The organism is Undibacterium sp. SXout7W, from assembly GCF_049339385.1.
Classification (GTDB): domain Bacteria; phylum Pseudomonadota; class Gammaproteobacteria; order Burkholderiales; family Burkholderiaceae_D; genus Undibacterium.
In genome coordinates this window covers 152,942-169,130 of record NZ_JBMPPF010000007.1, presented here as the reverse complement: position 1 = coordinate 169,130, position 16,189 = coordinate 152,942, and the positions used below count along the sequence as shown (strand labels likewise).

Annotated in this window: 12 protein-coding genes and 1 other RNA gene; 10 read left to right on the top strand and 3 right to left on the bottom strand. The window is 48.7% G+C overall.

The genetic code is table 11. The features are described 5' to 3' along the window. Positions 1-188: 188 nt before the first annotated feature. Together rho and trxA are read right to left on the bottom strand one after the other, a co-directional pair. Entirely contained in the window at positions 189-1,451 is a 1,263-nt protein-coding gene (rho, locus tag ACO0LB_RS09110; RefSeq protein ID WP_162040410.1) for a transcription termination factor Rho, read from the bottom strand. Positions 1,452-1,675: 224 nt separating this feature from the next. Then, positions 1,676-2,002: a thioredoxin TrxA gene (trxA, locus tag ACO0LB_RS09105; protein WP_423048656.1), complete on the bottom strand. Its 327-nt coding sequence runs from the start codon at positions 2,000-2,002 to the stop codon at positions 1,676-1,678. A 276-nt stretch (positions 2,003-2,278) separates the two neighbouring features. On the opposite strand from trxA, the gene ACO0LB_RS09100 reads away from it, so the two are divergent. From ACO0LB_RS09100 to ybiB, 7 genes are all read left to right on the top strand, one after another. Continuing rightward, complete coding sequence (locus tag ACO0LB_RS09100; protein WP_423048655.1) at positions 2,279-4,996, top strand: PD-(D/E)XK nuclease family protein; 2,718 nt, start codon at positions 2,279-2,281, stop codon at positions 4,994-4,996. Beyond that, positions 4,993-8,304 (top strand): UvrD-helicase domain-containing protein, encoded by a 3,312-nt coding sequence (locus tag ACO0LB_RS09095; protein ID WP_423048653.1) that lies wholly within the window; start codon positions 4,993-4,995, stop codon positions 8,302-8,304. Before ACO0LB_RS09100 ends, ACO0LB_RS09095 begins: the two co-directional genes overlap by 4 nt. A 103-nt stretch (positions 8,305-8,407) precedes the next feature. Then, on the top strand, positions 8,408-8,629 hold the full coding sequence (locus ACO0LB_RS09090) for a DUF904 domain-containing protein (RefSeq protein ID WP_423048651.1): 222 nt from the start codon (positions 8,408-8,410) through the stop codon (positions 8,627-8,629). Beyond that, positions 8,626-8,952 carry a cell division protein ZapA gene (locus tag ACO0LB_RS09085; RefSeq protein ID WP_423048649.1) on the top strand — a complete coding sequence of 109 codons (327 nt, stop codon included), beginning with the start codon at positions 8,626-8,628 and terminating at the stop codon, positions 8,950-8,952. Before ACO0LB_RS09090 ends, ACO0LB_RS09085 begins: the two co-directional genes overlap by 4 nt. 67 nt (positions 8,953-9,019) lie before the next feature. Continuing rightward, positions 9,020-9,199: non-coding RNA, 6S RNA (gene ssrS / locus ACO0LB_RS09080), on the top strand. Positions 9,200-9,427: 228 nt separating this feature from the next. Then, positions 9,428-9,877, top strand: coding sequence for an EVE domain-containing protein (locus tag ACO0LB_RS09075; RefSeq protein WP_423048698.1), 450 nt, complete (start codon positions 9,428-9,430; stop codon positions 9,875-9,877). Positions 9,878-9,890: 13 nt separating this feature from the next. Further along, the gene (gene ybiB / locus ACO0LB_RS09070) at positions 9,891-10,883 is read left to right on the top strand and encodes a DNA-binding protein YbiB (RefSeq protein WP_423048648.1); all 993 of its coding nucleotides are present in this window, start codon (positions 9,891-9,893) and stop codon (positions 10,881-10,883) included. 289 nt (positions 10,884-11,172) lie between these two features. Here ybiB and ACO0LB_RS09065 read toward each other — a convergent pair whose 3' ends face one another. Further along, positions 11,173-13,440 carry a TonB-dependent receptor gene (locus tag ACO0LB_RS09065; protein ID WP_423048646.1) on the bottom strand — a complete coding sequence of 756 codons (2,268 nt, stop codon included), beginning with the start codon at positions 13,438-13,440 and terminating at the stop codon, positions 11,173-11,175. 451 nt (positions 13,441-13,891) lie between these two features. Here ACO0LB_RS09065 and ACO0LB_RS09060 point away from each other — a divergent pair, with 451 nt between their 5' ends. From ACO0LB_RS09060 to ACO0LB_RS09050, 3 genes are all read left to right on the top strand, one after another. Beyond that, positions 13,892-15,088 carry an NAD(P)/FAD-dependent oxidoreductase gene (locus tag ACO0LB_RS09060; protein WP_423048644.1) on the top strand — a complete coding sequence of 399 codons (1,197 nt, stop codon included), beginning with the start codon at positions 13,892-13,894 and terminating at the stop codon, positions 15,086-15,088. Between the two features lie 281 nt (positions 15,089-15,369). After that, complete coding sequence (rpsU, locus tag ACO0LB_RS09055) at positions 15,370-15,582, top strand: 30S ribosomal protein S21 (protein WP_005877634.1); 213 nt, start codon at positions 15,370-15,372, stop codon at positions 15,580-15,582. A 124-nt stretch (positions 15,583-15,706) separates the two neighbouring features. Beyond that, entirely contained in the window at positions 15,707-16,153 is a 447-nt protein-coding gene (locus ACO0LB_RS09050) for a GatB/YqeY domain-containing protein (protein ID WP_423048642.1), read from the top strand. Positions 16,154-16,189: the final 36 nt, after the last annotated feature.

The following is a 16,189-nucleotide window of genomic DNA, read 5'->3' as shown; positions in this document are numbered from 1 at the left end:
CAAGCATGCGTAGTGCTTTCATCACTATCCCATGCTGAGGTAATTTTGTGTCAGTTCTATGAATAAGAGTCGCTAATACAATTTCAACGACGAGTGCAATAAAAAAAGCCGGTACTTTATACAGTACCGGCTTTTTTATTGCCGCATGCCTTAAGATGAAAAGGCATTCGCCTTGTCATGCCAAAGGCTTATCCACCGCGACGCATCATTTCAAAAAATTCTGCATTGTTTTTGGTGGCTTTCATCTTGTCCAGGATGAATTCCATCGCTTCGATTTCGTCCATCGAGTACAGCAGCTTGCGCAAGATCCAGATTTTTTGCAGCTGATCCGGTTTGATCAACAACTCTTCGCGGCGTGTGCCGGATTTGTTCAGGTTGATCGCCGGATAGACGCGTTTTTCGGCAAGACGGCGTTCCAGATGCACTTCCATGTTGCCCGTGCCTTTGAATTCCTCGTAGATCACGTCATCCATACGGCTGCCTGTTTCGATCAACGCGGTTGCGATAATGGTCAGTGAGCCGCCTTCTTCGACATTACGTGCCGCACCGAAGAAGCGTTTTGGACGTTGCAGTGCATTTGCATCGACACCGCCGGTTAATACCTTGCCGGATGCCGGAATAACGGTATTGTAGGCGCGCGCCAAACGGGTAATCGAGTCGAGCAGAATGACGACGTCTTTTTTCATTTCAACTAAACGCTTGGCTTTTTCCAGCACCATTTCTGCAACTTGTACGTGGCGTGTGGCTGGTTCATCGAAGGTGGATGCAACCACTTCGCCGCGCACCGAGCGCTGCATTTCAGTTACTTCTTCCGGACGTTCGTCGATCAGCAATACGATCAGCGTGACGTCCGGGTGGTTGGTGGTGATCGCATGCGCGACGTGCTGCAGCATCACGGATTTACCGGATTTTGGCGACGCTACCAGCAAACCGCGCTGACCACGACCGATAGGGGCGATCATGTCAATAATACGGCCAGTGGTGTTTTCTTCGCCGCGCATTTCGCGTTCCAGCGTCAGCACTTTATTTGGGTGCAGCGGCGTCAGGTTTTCAAACAGAATGCGATGCTTGGATGCTTCCGGCGATTCGCCGTTAACTTTGTCCACCTTCACCAATGCAAAATAGCGTTCGCCGTCCTTCGGCGTGCGCACTTCGCCTTCGATCGAATCGCCGGTGTGCAGATTGAAGCGGCGGATTTGTGAAGGCGATATATATATATCGTCGGTCGATGCCATATAGCTGGCGTCAGGCGAGCGCAAGAAGCCGAAGCCATCAGGCAAGACCTCGAGGGCGCCGTCGCCGAAAATTTGTTCGCCTGCTTTTGCGCGCTTTTTCAGGATGGCGAACATCAATTCTTGCTTACGCATACGCGCAGCGTTGTCGATATCGAGTCCTATTGCCATTTCCAGCAAAGCGGATACGTGCAGGGCCTTTAGTTCAGATAGATGCATGGTGAGTGTCCCGGGATGGGAAAATGAGGTGGGGGAGTGAGCAGAGGAACTACGGAATAAATCAGAAAGAAATAATCAGAAAGAAATGCTGTTTTGCTTTAATTCGTTAAAACTGACTGAAGAATATCATGGGTGATGATATAAGGGTAAGCGATAGTATTGATCGCTTACCCATCTGAAATTCAGTGTTTGTTGACTGCAATAGTAGCTTTAGAAATAAGAGCTTAAATGTTGCTGTCAATGAACGAGGTCAATTGACCTTTTGCCAGTGCGCCAACTTTTTGAGCAGCGACAGCACCGTTTTTGAATAAAATCAGTGTTGGAATACCGCGAATACCAAATTTAGCAGGTACCGCTTGATTTGCATCGACATCCATTTTTGCAACAACGATTTTGCCATCATATTCTTTAGCTACTTCTTCCAGAATAGGAGCAATCATTTTGCATGGACCACACCATTCGGCCCAGAAATCAACCAGAACTGGTTTGTCGGATTTTAATACGTCAGCTTCAAATGAAGCGTCGCTTACATATTTGATGTTTTCGCTCATGGAATCCTCATCGAGAGGGAAAAATTAAGGGGTAACAGCACCACAGAATGCAGCTCAGAGAATTGGAACTTGCCGCGTCCGGTAACGAATCTGGGGGCGACAGGCACGAATTCAATGATATCGAATGTGCAGCACCCAAGCTATGCCAACGAAGAGTCAGAAGTGCCTAGCTATTCTTCAGATGATAACCTATTTTCAAAAAAGTGTGGTGCTTACCTACATTTTCATGAAGCAGTCGCATAGAATAATTGCCCAACAGGTAAATTTGTTCCTTTTATGCTCCTTCCCCCAGAGTTCATCTCTGCATCTTCTGATTTCTGGATGCTGACTGCAAAGCGATTTCTGCTATCCACACGCAAGCACAAATGGGTTGCGATCGGAAGCAGGGATTATTCGGCGATACAGATCATTGTTCCAACATTCGCACATGCACATCTGTTGTTGCAGGCGCTGGCGAATGAGTTGCAAACTAACTTTATTCCTCCACGCATACATACCCTGTTCGCTTTGTTGGAAATGCAGGTGCCGGATCTGCAGATGCCACGCGCCAGTTCTGCCAGTGAACGTCTGATGGGGCTGTATGCAGAATTGCGTCAGCACGCCTGGTTGAAAAAATTATTCAGTGCGCGCCGTAATACCGACGTTTTACCACTAGCGCAAACCTTACTCACTTTGTCAGATGAACTCAGTCTGGCAATGTTGCCAGTTGCCGGAGAAAGTCGTGCCGCCATGGAGCAGGGCTGGCGTTCTGCGTTGGCCGAATTGCCACCGCCCGCACAGGCTTTATTATCGGAAGAAACGCAACTTGTCTGGTCGGTATGGCAAAGCCAATTAGATGAGCGCGATCCTACCGCACAGCGCTATCAACGCTTGCAACAACTGGCGAAAAATACGACAGGTGTGCTGGTATGGATTAGTCCGACAGCACCGGATACGATGGAGAACGCATTTTTGCGTACCTGGTCTGAGCATGACATGGTGTTACCTGTTCAGTTGGATTGGCGTGCAATGGCAATACCGCAGCCTTACTACCATGCATGGCCTGCTTTGCAGGAAGTCTCAGAAGCCGGTGTTCAGCAGGTATTAAATGAATATGTCGATATCAGTCATATTCGCTTATATAACGCAGACTCATTAGAGGATGAAGCTGTTCAAGGTGCGCAGACTATTATCGACTGGTTGCAGAATGGCTTGCAAAATGTTGCCATCATTGCGCAGGACAGGGTTGTCGCACGTCGTATCAGGGCACTGCTTGAGCGCGCGCAGATTTATGTGGCGGATGAGACTGGTTGGAAATTATCCACCACGCGTGCTGCAGCAGCATTCGCTGCGTGGTTTGAAGTGATTACTACGCGTGCCGATACGATCGCTTTGCTGGATTTAATCAAGTCTCCTTATCTTCAGGTTAAATCCGTAGACACTGAACTGAATAAAGCCGATCTGGTAATGCAGATTGAACTGATTGTGCGGCGCTCTAATGTGTTAGGAGGCTGGTCTTCTGTTTTGAGCGCGCTGAACAGGCACGCAGATGCAGCGCATGCGGCAAATTGGTTAGCGGGTATCGCCCGTCAGGCATCCAATTTTGTTGAGCGTCGTAGTTTATCGGCATGGAGTGCAACGAGCTTGCAGAGTTTTTATGAATTATCGATGTATAACGCTTTGCAGGAAGATACTGCCGGTAGCCAGTTGATACAGATGCTACAGGCATTGCAGGAAGATTGTAGCGGGATGGACATCACGTTTTCATTTGCCGAATGGCGTGCTTTCGTTAATCTGCAAATGGAGAGCACCCCTTTTATTTCAACACATATTGATAAGCGAGTGATGATGTTGCCATTAAATGGCGCGCGTTTACGTTGTTTTGATGCTGTCTTGCTGGTCGGTGCCGATGCTGCGCATTTGCCATCACAGCCACCGGAGATTTTATTTTTTGCGAATGCTGTACGACGTGAATGCGGACTTGCAACACGTGAGAGTAGACAGTGTCAACAACTCAGAGATTTTGCGGAATTGTTATTGTCCAACCCGGTGGTCGTGTTGTCATGGCAAGGCTCAATGAATGGTGAGCATCTTCCGGTCAGCCCCTGGATTGCGCAACTGAACCTGACTCTGGAGCGTACTGGTGAGGCCGCGCTGGTAACGCATGCAACCGATGTGACCTCACTCAAATTACAGGTTATGTCTGTGACTCAGCCAGCGCCCAGCGCGCCTGATTTGTTACCGGAGGCATTATCTGCCAGCGCATACGGTAGCCTGGTGGTGTGTCCATATCAATTTTTTGCGGGTCGCATGTTACGCCTGAACGCGTTGGATGAGTTGTCCGATATGCCGGAAAAACGGGATTACGGCGACTGGCTACATGCCATTCTGAAATTATTTCACGATCAGTTATCACTTCATCCTGATGCAGAAAAAGAGCCATTGTTACATCAGATATCGGATGGTTTTTTTATGGAAGTGCTTCGGCAAAGTCCATCGGCATTGGCATATAGCGTTCGTTGGAAAAAAGTGATTCCTGCATATATTCAATGGGTGGAACAACGTCAGCTTGACGGCTGGCAGTTTGAAATTGGTGAACTCTGGTGTGAAAAAGATTTGACCTGGGATGGCGGACAGATCAGATTGCGCGGTCGTATTGATCGTATTGATAAAAATGCAGATGATGAGCGTGCTGTACTTGATTACAAGACAAAAAATATTCTTGATCTGCGCCGTCGCCTGTTGGATGGAGAAGACCATCAATTGCCATTTTATGGTTTGTTGAGTGAGCATCCTGTGCAGGCCGCCAGTTATGTTGCACTCGAATTGTCGCAACAAAAAACCGGACATATTGATGCCGCAGACTTTGATCTGTGGACTACTGCATTGGCGGAATCAATACGCAACAGTATGCAATCAATTCAGCAGGGAGCAGCATTGCCCGCGCATGGTGTGGAAACTGCCTGCCAGTATTGTGATATGCGGGGATTATGCCGTAAAGGAGCGTGGTCATGAGTACCGCCCTCAATCACGCAGTCAATCAGCACTCTGCTGCTTACGAGTTGAATGAAGAAGCAGTCAGGGCAGAACAATTCACTGCGGCCGCTTGTGATCCTCATCATAGTGTGGTGGTAGAGGCTTGCGCCGGTAGTGGTAAAACCTGGTTGCTGGTATCTCGAATGTTGCGCCTGTTGCTGGCAGGGGCGGCGCCGGCAGAATTGCTGGCGATTACTTTCACCCGCAAGGCGGCACAGGAAATGCGCGAGCGGCTGATGGAGCTGTTGCACACATTAGCACTTGCAGATCAGGCCACGGCATCCGGATTGTTGTTGGAAAGAGGCGTGCGCACTCAGGATTTACCCGCGTTGCTGCCATTGGCACGCAGTTTGTATGAACGTGTTTTATCCAGCCCACAAACGCTTGCCATGGATACGTTTCATAGCTGGTTTGGACGCTTGCTGCAATTGGCACCGCTGGCATCGGGTGTTCCGCATGGTTTTAGTTTGACCGAGACGACCGCAGAATTGCAGCGCGAGGCATACGGTCAGTTGATGCAAAAACTGTCGCAAACTGATTACGATGAAACACGACAATCACTGTTATTTTTGTATGATCAGGTAGGTGATTTTAATACACGAGCCATGCTCGATGCCTTTCTGGATAAGCGTGCGGAATGGTGGGCATCAACCCAGTTTGACGGTGAGGATGCACCGTTGACGTGGCTGCATGAATTATGCGGCAACGACCTGCATGCCGATGCCCGGCTTTCGCTCTGGAATGATGCCACCTTGTATAACAGAATCAGTTTGCTGGCACGTATTCTGGGACAGGGTTCTAAGCCAAATCAAACCAATGCAGTCAAGATAGAACGGGGACTTAGCGAAGGGCCTTCATTGGACAGTTTTGAATTGCTGTGTGATGGATTGATCGGCAGTACAGGTAGTCCACGTTCGCACAATATCAAAGTCAAAGCCCTGATAGCATCAATCGAAACACATCTCGGCGCTAATCAGATATTGGCTTTTGAAGACGAGTGCGCAGCCATCGTACAAACCCTGTTGCAATTGCAGCGGCGTAGTCAGGAAAAAAGGGTAGTACAGCTGAATCAAGCTTTATTCCGCGTTGGGCAGGTATATCTCGATTGTTATCAGTTGTTGAAGGCTGAGCAAAGAGTGTTTGATTTTGCTGATCTTGAATGGCAAGCATACCGTCTGCTTAAGAATGAAGAATTTGCGGCCTACCTGCATAGTCGCCTGGATGCGCGTTACAAGCATATTTTGCTGGATGAATTTCAGGATACGAATCCATTGCAATGGGGTATTGTGCAAGCCTGGCTGGAAGCCTATGGCGATGACTCGACGCAACCGAGCGTGTTTATTGTTGGCGATCCCAAGCAATCGATTTATCGTTTTCGCCGTGCTGAACCACGTGTGTTTACCACCGCATCCGCAATGCTGGCACAGCGTGGTGCCGTGGTGTTGCGGACGAATCAGACGCGTCGGAATGCGCCAGCGATTGTGGATATGCTGAATCAGGGAATGGTCGGACATAATCCATTGTTTAAAGCCCAGACCACGGGATCATCGTCCGTCGGCGCAGTCTGGCGGCTTCCACTGGTGACTGAACAGAGCGCGTCACAAAACGAAACGACAGAAGTTGCATCACGTTTTCCTTTGCGTAATCCTCTGACCTCACCGCTGGAGGAGCAGGAAAATCAGCTCAGGTATATTGAAGGTCAGCAAGTTGCCCTGACCTTGCTTGACGTGCGAAAACAGACACTGGATGGCAAATTCAGGTGGTCAGATGTGATGTTGCTGGTCAAGCGCCGCACGCATTTATCTGCCTATGAGAAGGCATTGCGCGAAGCGGGTATTCCTTTTGTTTCCAGCCGTCGTGGAGGATTACTGGAGGCGTTGGAAATACTCGACTTGATTGCATTGTTGAATTTTCTGATCACGCCGGGCGATCATCGCTCCCTTGCCCATGTGCTGAAATCACCGTTGATGGGATGCACTGATGACGATTTGATTTATCTCGCGCAGCGATCAGAGACTGCCTGGTGGAAACGTCTTCAGGCTACTGCCCAAGAAGATGTTTTCCCATCCCTGTGCCGCGCCGCACGGCTGCTGGAGTCATGGATGGCGGCTGCGCATCATTTGCCGGTGCATGATTTACTCGATCAGATTTTGCATCAGGGAGAGGTTATTCAGCGTTATGCGCAATCTGCATCAGCGGCACAGCGTTATCAAGTGATTGGCAATATCAGCGCTTTTACCGAACTGGCATTGAATATGGATGCAGGGCGCTATCCCAGTCTGCCTAAATTTATTGCTGCCTTACATACTCTGCAACGAGCAGGAGATGGCGACACACCTGACGAGTCATCGGTAGATAGCGCGGCGGATGCCGTGCGTATTCTGACCATACACAGTGCCAAAGGTCTGGAAGCGAGAGTGGTTGTCATGCTCGATGCGAACCACAGTGAATCGATGAAGGACCGTGTGGGTATTTTGTGCCAATGGCCTTTATCGCCCGATGAATCACCTCATTTTTCTGTTTTTGAAAAAAAAGATCAGCGAGGTGCCGCGCGTGATCTGCTATTTGAACAGGATGAGCAACAAGCAACGCAGGAAAATTGGAATTTACTGTACGTTGCCATTACCCGCGCCAAGCAGTTATTCATTCTCAGCGGGGTACACAACGGTAGAAAATCTTCTTCACCAAGCTGGTACGACACGCTGGCCATGGTCGAAGAAGCCGCTCCGCCTGTGATTGCGATGTCGGAATTCGCCATCGTCAATACAGAATTTTCGTTGCAGTGTTTTCAGCCCCCTGTCATGGCGCTTCAGGCGCAGCCGGTTGTCAGTCAAACAGATGAGCAGCTTGAAGGGATTGCTTTGCACGCATTGATGGAACGCCTGAGCAATCAATCGTCAGTATGGCCACTGACATTGCCTGAGCCGGAGTCGATTGCTGCCTGGCTGCCATGTGCCAGCAGCATTGCGCAGGTCGTGCATCAGCAGGCTACGCAGATTTTTGGCAATAAAGCACTGGAACGATTTTTTAATCCCGCCCAGTATTTGTATGCCAGAAACGAGATGGATGTGTTGCAGGGGAATCAACTGATCAGACTCGATCGGGTCGTTGTTTTTGAGAAGGAAGTGTGGATACTCGACTACAAACGACAATTACTACCAGGGCAGAAAGATATATATTTGACACAATTACAGACATATCAGGCTGCGATTAGTGATATTTTTGCAGATAAACGGACAAGAGCGGCCTTGATTCTAGCCAGCGGTCACTTGGTAGAAATGCTTTGACCGAATTTTTCCTCGTATAATAAAAGGATCAGGGCATTTGATGAAATACGTAGTATGACATCCAGCGCAATGTACCCTGATCCAATCTCACTACACCGATATAATGATTTCTGATTTCGAATTACTCTCTGATAAAGTGGCGGCGCTCGCAGCGCTCACGCAGGCCTTGCGCATAGAAAATGCGGGTTTGCGTCATGAAATGGCGACACTGACAGCGCAAAATCTGGAGATGCAACAACGTATGCAACAGGCCCATGACCGTGTGGCCGTGTTGCTGACTCAGCTACCGGTCGAAAACACCACTGATGACGAGGAGGCAGTATGAGCGAGCTGAAAACGATTCAGGTTGACGTGATCATCATGGGGCAAAATTACAAACTCGCCTGCAAAGAGGGGGAAGATCGTGCTTTGCGCGAGGCTGCTGCCTATCTTGATCACAAAATGTGCACCATCCGTGATGTAGCCAAAGTCAAAGGCAATGACAGAATTGCGGTGATGGCCGCCTTGGGCATGACGACAGAGTTGTTGGCGACAAAATCACCGGAAGGTCCACTGGCAGGTTTATCTCTGGCGGAAGTGAAACAAAAAATCAGCGATATGCATCAGGTGCTCGACAGCGCATTGACGCCGCAAGAGAATCTATTTTAATTTTCAGATGGATTATTTAATTTAATCAAAATAGTTGTTGTGAAAATTTCCGTTAGGAGTAAACTTTAATTCCCTGCCGTGTTCGCCAATGTCATATATTCCTTGAACCATTTATGTGCATAGGCCGTGGAACATAGTCTGATAGGTGTGAGCGTCGCTAGTCCGATGAGCCCGAAATTGGATTGACTGTGGCCAACTTGAACCGTTAGGTTCAGGATGCCGGCATAGCGGCATCGGTGGGGACTTCTTCTGAAACGGCTGTCATTGCGACAGCCGTTTTTTTATTATTTTTTGCCTTCGCAAGACAAATCGCTCTGCGGCTGAATGATGTGCATGTTTCCTGTTATTCAGAGTCAGAAGTGACCAGATTGTCTGGCGTCATATTTTTACCTCTTGTCCTGTTCTTGGCAGACCAGCGTGATACCGCGTAAATATGCGACAATTTCGTTTTCTTATCTCTCAATGGTTCATGGCGATGGCTTATTGGTTAATGAAATCCGAACCCGACGAAGTGAGCATTGACGATGCCTTGAAAAGCAAAGTAACGCCGTGGTTTGGTGTTCGTAATTATCAGGCGCGTAATTTCATGCGCGATGCGATGACCAACGGGGATGGCGTCCTTTTTTATCATTCCAGTTGCGTCGAACCAGGCATTGCCGGATTGGCTGAAGTGGCGAGTACAGCTTATCCCGATCATACGCAGTTTGATCCCTCCAGCCACTATTTTGACCCTAAAGCATCACCAGAAAATCCGCGCTGGATGATGGTGGACATCAAGGCTATTCGTAAAACCCGCTTACTCAGTCTGGCTGAACTCAGAACAATTCCGGCATTATCCACAATGCAGGTGTTACAGAAAGGCAGTCGCTTATCCATTACTCCGGTCACGCCAGAAGAATGGAATACGGTACTTTCCTTACTTTAAAAGATGAATCAATATGACCCAATGTATAGCATCACCTCATAAGGAGCCACTGGCGGCGGCGCGTTTTATTAAAGAAATCGGTCGTGGTAAAGATGGTGCCCGCAGTATGTCCAGTGACGATGCGCAAATGTTGTATGCCGCGATGTTAGACGGCAGGGTTTCTGATCTGGAGCTGGGGGCTATTTTATTGTCCATGCGTATTAAGGGGGAATCGGTAGATGAGATTGCTGGCTTTTTACGCGCGGCAAAAGAGTTTGTATTGCCATTACACGCACCATCAGGCGCTCAGTTTGCCCCAGTGGTGATTCCTAGTTATAACGGCGCCCGCAAGAAGGCCAATTTAACGCCGCTGCTGGCATTGCTGCTGGCGCGGCGCGGCGTGCCTGTGCTGGTTCATGGCGTGTTGCATGATGCGGGCAGGGTAACGACGGCAGAGATTTTTGAAGTGATGCAGCATCCATTATCTGCACACGTTGTACATGCGGAACAACAGATGCAGCAAGGCCAGGTGTCTTTCATGGCGATTGATGTATTGTCGCCCGCGATGGCAAGATTACTGTCGATGCGTCGTGTACTGGGTGTGCGCAATTCCACACATACACTCGTCAAATTACTGCAGCCTTTTCAACACGCCGCCCTCAGACTGGCTTCCTACACGCATCCCGAGTATTTCACGATGCTGCAACATTATTTTAGTCATCATACCCAGCATGAAAGCGGTGATGTGTTTCTGATGCGGGGAACCGAAGGTGAAACCGTTGCCAGCACTGGACGTGCGCAGCAAATTGACTGGTTTCATGCGGGCGAATCAACCACGCTGGTACAGACGCAAGCGTCGATTATTGGTGCTGTTGCCGATACACCGGATGCACTGGATGCTGCAACAACAGCTTGCTGGATTGAGTCTGTGTTGTCTGGTGAAATTCCTGTACCTAAAAATATCGCCGATCAGGTCGAACATTGTGTGATGGTGGCAAAATTGGTCAGGGAGCGGGAGGCAGCATAGATGTGCGCTGGGTTAGTGACCAATCCTGTTTAAATTTGCGCTAAATCCTGCGCTAGCTTATTGACTAACTTATTTACTAGCTTATGTACTAATTCATGTATTTACTCATGTATTAATCCATGTATTTACTCATGCACTCCTGTTCTATCTAATATCTCGTCGCTAGTCCTTAGCTGCTGATTAAATGAGTGGGCCAACGAATGTTTGAGTTAACGGGGAATGTTGATCAGGCAAAAAAAATGCACGGAATATCAGTTCCGTGCATTTTTTATTTTATTTCATCTACCAATCAGAAATTGGCTTTGAATTGAATACCGTAACTGCGAGGTTCATTCAGGATACCAGTCAGATTATTGAAATCAATTGCCGCAATGACTTGTTGCTTATTCGTGATATTGCGACCGTATGCTGCCAGCTCATATTTCCCATCTGCCCATGTATAGCCGATCCGCAATCCGCCTTCCAGCAGTGATTTTGCTTTGTATTCCTTGGCTTCATACAGGAACATATTGTAAGTATCTTTGTAAGCCCAGTCTGTGCTGGCGTACAGATTGCCTTCTGCGATCGGAGTCGAATAACGCAGTGAGAAATTGCCTACCCACTTAGGTGCACGCGGTAAAGGGTTGCCATTGATTGCTGCAGTACCGGCGAAAGGTCCGAGTGGATTCGTGACCGTACAGCCGTTGCCGCAGGTTGCGACAAATAAACCAGGGTCTTTGATTTGTGTGTCGTTATAGCTGATACCGACGGTGGTTTTCCAGTTGCGGTTCAGGTTTGCCTGCAAATCGAGTTCAAAACCCTGTCCGGTTGCCTTATCCGCATTGACCAGTTTGTTCTGGTTCACCGCACCGCTGCCAGCTGTCAGCTGCAAGTCTTTTGCTGTGTATTGAAAGACGGTGGCACTGATACGCGCAGTATTGTCGAACAGGTCCTTTTTAATCCCGGCTTCAAAAGACAATGTTTTTTCAGAGTTTGCCACGGAGATTGAGTCGCCGAACAAAATCCGACCCTGAATACTTGGTGCACGATAGCCGGTAGCTGCACGGAAGAACAGCGAGGTCTGTTTATCCAGTGTGTAATTCGCGCCCAGATCCCAACTGACATTGCTTGCCGATGGATTAGCGCGCAGTACTGGCGTGCCACCTGCACTTTGTGGATTGCCAGGTGTCCATTGACGCTGAGCATCAAAGTCTTTTTTATCACTGGTATAGCGCAGACCGCCGCGTAATTTCAACTGATCGCTGACAGCATAATTGAGGGTGCCGAATGCTGCGTAGGATTTGGCATATTGGTGCTGTACGGCATAGCCATCCTGTACATTGCCGCCCAGAGAATTATAGTCAAAGCTGTCAACTTGCAGGTTTTCACTGAAATAGTACAAGCCACCGATCCATTGCAGGGCGTCTTTGGTATTGGATTCCACGCGGAATTCTTGTGTGACTTGCCTCAGGTAAGGCATGCCATCTGCTGTTTCTGCCGGGAATGGAATAAATCCTGGGCCCATCGGTGATGCAAATGAGGCACCGAAACCACCGTCAACGTCTGCGCGGCTATAGAACTTTGCTTTGTCGTAGGCGGTAATGGAATGCAGGCTGATGCCATCCAGATCCCAGCGCAAGCGCGCACTGGCACCGGAGGACGTGAGGGTCTGGCGATTGATGCCATCGGTTGGGTAATTGGCATAGTCAAAGCCAGGAACCAGTTCATTCGTACCTTTCTGGATGATATTGGCACGGAATAAGGTGGCATTGCCTGCCATGTCGCGGCCATGTGCATTCAGCAGAGCGCTGAAATTTCCATTTTTGTACAGTAATTGCAGACGTGCTGCATTGTCGTGATATCCCTCCAGTGTTTTGGTTCCTGTGCTGCGCGGATTCGTCACGCGATCATCCCGGCTTTGCGCTTGTCCTGAGAAACGCATCGCCCATGCATCATTGAGCGGAATATTAATTGCACCTTCCAGATTCAACGCACTGTTGTTGCCGAAGCCGACACTGCCATAGCCTTCCAGACGACGTGTTGGTTTGGCAGAGTCAAATTTCAAGACGCCAGCAGGAGAGTTGCGACCAAACAGCGTTCCTTGTGGGCCGCGTAATATTTCTACCTGATCAACGTCAAATACTGGGAAACCTTTGAGCATCGGGCTTTCCTGAACCACGTCGTCATACACCAGTCCGACGGGTTGTGATGCATTCAGGTCGAAATCAGTATTGCCAAGGCCGCGGATATAAAAGCGCGGAAAAGAGCGACCGAAATCAGATTCAACATTCAGGCTGGGCACGCGGGCAGCAAGGAAGCGAATGTCCTGACCGCTGGCATTGTAAGTATCCAGCGCTTCGCCTTTGATGGCGGTAATCGACATTGGTACTTCTTTGATGTTTTCAGCGCGACGGTTGGCGGTCACGATCACCGTTTCTAGCTGCGTTGTATTTTTTGCTGTTTCTGGCTTGGCTTCTTGCGCCCATGCTGCGTGCATGGGGAATGCAGTGGCGACTGCCAGTGCAATCAGCGTTTTGCTTGTGCTATTAAGCACAGGATGAGAGGTGATTTTTCGCATGTCATAGTTCCCGAAGAAGTGATATCAGACAAAATCCATTATGGTGCATGGATTGGTGCAAGTGCAGCATGACTGGGTAGTGATGGCGCACCCGGACTGCTTTTATTACAGAGCGGCGCAATCGTTTGCGTCATTGCAAATCCGTTATCTCTTCTTGTGTGGGGCAAGTCAAGAATTACTTAAAAGCGGTGATCGTGGAATACGATAATTAGTATAAATTGTTGTGAATTTCAAACAGCATGCGTCGATATTTCCCAAATACATTGCTGTTTTGCTTACGAGCAGGAAAATCTTTGAGTCACGATGGCGATGCCAATACGTGCATCAAAAAAGGGCAAATTGATGTCGGAGGATGCTTGTTTCCGACAATCTATGGCGCGGCATGAGGTGGATAAGGGGATTGTGTCGCCAATCCTATACAATCTCGCCTCCATTTTCAGGAAGGTTTAGTATGAGCAAACAATTTGATGTTGCTGTGATCGGCGCAGGTGCAGCCGGCATGATGTGTGCTGCGGTTGCCGGGCAACGCGGTAAGCGCGTCGTATTGATTGATCATGCGAGTCGCCTGGCGGAAAAAATCCGTATTTCTGGCGGTGGGCGTTGTAATTTCACGAATTTACACGCTGGACCAGCGAATTTTTTATCGGATAATCCGCATTTTTGTAAAAGCGCCTTGTCTCGCTATACATCACAGGATTTTCTGGCGCTGATCAAGCGGCATCAAATTTCCTGGCATGAAAAGCATAAAGGTCAGCTGTTTTGCGACGATAGTGCTGAAGACATTATCCGTATGCTCAAAGCAGAATGCGACAGTGGAAAAGTACAATGGCGCATGCCTTGTGCCGTCAGCGGTATTCAAAAAGACGCATCAGGCTTCACTATTGCCACCGCGCAAGGGGATATCACCGCACTGAATGTTGTGATCGCCACGGGTGGTTTGTCGATACCCAAAATAGGCGCTACGGATTTTGCGCATCAGATTGCGCGCCAGTTCGGCTTGAAGTTGGTTGATCCTCGTCCTGCGTTGGTTCCCCTGACATTTGATGCTGCAGCCTGGCAGCCTTTCGTGGCGCTGGCGGGCATTTCACTGGAAGTCGACATCGAGACCGGTCAAAAGAAGCAGAAAATGGTATTTCGTGAAGACTTGTTATTTACTCATCGAGGCTTGTCTGGTCCAGCGGTGCTGCAAATTTCCAGTTTTTGGCAGCCCGGCACCTCAATCCGAATTAATTTGTTGCCTGAAAACGATTTGGCGCAGGAGCTTATTGAGGCAAAAACGACGAGCAAGAAAAATATATCAAACTACCTTTCACAGTATTTACCTGCCAGGTTGGTGGACGGTTTACTGGCAGCGCACCAGATACAGGGCGATAGCCGCATTGCGGATATGCCGGATAAGCGTTTGCGCGATCTGGCAGATAAAATCAATCGATGGGAGCTACAGCCGAATGGTTCTGAGGGCTATCGCAAAGCCGAGGTCACGCGTGGCGGTGTAGATACAAAAGAATTGTCACAGCAAAGCATGATGTCTAATAAAGTTCCCGGCCTGTATTTTGTTGGCGAAGCAGTGGATGTGACGGGCTGGCTTGGTGGATATAATTTTCAATGGGCCTGGGCCTCCGGCAGCGCCGCAGGCAATGCGATCTGACAGAAAAAGCATTTGTTGTATTTTAGTTAGAACGTATAGATTAGATTAATACATGGGGGAGTATATTTTTCTCCCGCTTTAAAATTAAAGTGTACATGGCAATTTTTTGCCTATACTCCCCATTTTTCTGTATTTTTTCGGACGTTGACAGGCATTTCTGAAGACTGATTTTCACGTGAATATACATTTTTGCGTAAAATTTAATCAGTGTTCTTCCAATAATCAGAATTTCCTGTTAATATCTCTGTCTTCCTATAATCTTTCAATTGGTTTGAACTTACATGACCACAATTCGCCTTAAAGAAAACGAGCCGTTCGAAGTCGCCATGCGCCGCTTCAAGCGCACTATCGAAAAGACCGGTCTGTTGACCGAATTGCGCGCTCGCGAGTTCTACGAAAAGCCAACTGCAGAGCGCAAGCGCAAGCTGGCAGCAGCAGTTAAGCGTCACTACAAACGCATTCGTAGTCAGCAATTGCCTAAGAAAATGTACTAATCTGATGCACTGCTTGATCGTTAAGATCAGGTTGCTTCAGTTAGTTGCTTAGGTTTTGCATGCCCGCTCCGGTCAGCCGCAGCGGGCTTTGTTATTTTTATCTGAATCAGTTCCGGGGTCAAAAATGAGTTTAAAAGATCAAATTACCGATGATATGAAAGCCGCCATGCGCGCCAAAGAAGCAGGCAAGCTGGGAACGATCCGTTTGCTGACTGCTGCTATGAAGCAGAAAGAAGTCGATGAGCGCGTTGAGCTGGATGACGCCATGATTCTGGTTATCATAGAGAAAATGATCAAGCAGCGGAAAGATTCTATTGCTCAGTTTGAGGCTGGTGGGCGTCAGGACCTGGCTGATATCGAGAAAGCAGAGTTGACAGTGTTGTCCGCGTATATGCCAGCGGCACTCAGTGATGAAGAAGTGCAGGCGGCGGTGGTTGCTGCTGTTGCCGAAACGGGTGCGGCAGGTCCACAGGATATGCGTAAAGTGATCGATGTGCTCAAGCTCAAACTGGCTGGGCGGGCTGATATGGGTAAAGTATCTGGTCTGGTAAAGGCTGCATTATCACGATAAGCACTTGTGCTGATCTGATTGGCATTTCAGGCATCA